The following is a 930-nucleotide window of genomic DNA, read 5'->3' as shown; positions in this document are numbered from 1 at the left end:
CAGAATCATTATTCCATCCGATAAAAGCCGTATCAAAAGCCCGTGCATTCACTTTTGAAAACAACTGTGTACCTGCTACACGTTCAATTTTAAGACGCACGCCCGCCTGTGCAGCACTATCTTGAAGTGATTGAGCAAGTAACAAAGTATAAGGAGTGTTTGAGACAATAAAATTTGCCTCAAATCCGTTCGGATAACCGGCCTCTGCTAAAAGCTGTTTTGCTTTTTGAATATCAAGCTTAAAGGGTTGCCCCTCTTTTTCATCCAAAGCTCCAAGATTACCAAGAGGAATAAAACTGGCCCGTGGAACACCAATCCCTTTAAGAAGCTTCTTGCCAAGACCTTCATAATCTATAAGATAACGCATCGCCAAGCGTACTTTTTCCTTAGCAAAAATGGGATTTGTCATATTGAATCCCCAGTACATCATGGATGGTTCTAACACTTCCTTGATTTTAACATCTGTTGTTTTTTGCAGATCTGCAAGATCTTCAGGTGTCAAATTACGAGCAACATCAATATCATGTTTTTGCAACAACAAGCGTTGTGTTCCGGGCTCTGCAACATGGCGAATTAAAATCTGCTTCAGTTTAGGCGCTTGTCCCCAATAGTGAGAGCTTGCACGCAACAAAAGAGCTTCTCCAGGGCGCCAACTTTTTAACTGATAAGGACCAACACAAGCAGCATGACTCTTCAAATACTGATTTCCCAAATCACCATCTTTTTCGTGTTTCATAATCGTCTTACGATCAAGCAAAGCTGTTGCACGACTCGCAACAATATTATTAAGAATAAGTTCTGCTGGATAAGGTTTATCAAATTTCATCACAACTGTTTTCTTATCAGGAGCTTGCAAAGCATCATCAACATTTTGTTCTACAATTCCATATTCATTAAAAATTGCCGCATTACCCATCTTCAATTTGACAA

1 protein-coding gene is annotated in these 930 nt (G+C 39.7%); it reads right to left on the bottom strand.

Annotated elements, in window-relative coordinates; genetic code table 11:
* Window positions 1-930 (bottom strand): ABC transporter substrate-binding protein (locus ACFIK0_RS09270; protein WP_375663893.1); only part of this gene is annotated, 930 nt, incomplete at both ends.

Origin of the sequence: Bartonella sp. CL63NXGY (assembly GCF_042194905.1) — a bacterium.
Lineage (GTDB): Bacteria > Pseudomonadota > Alphaproteobacteria > Rhizobiales > Rhizobiaceae > Bartonella.
This window is presented reverse-complemented; position numbering and strand designations above follow the sequence as displayed.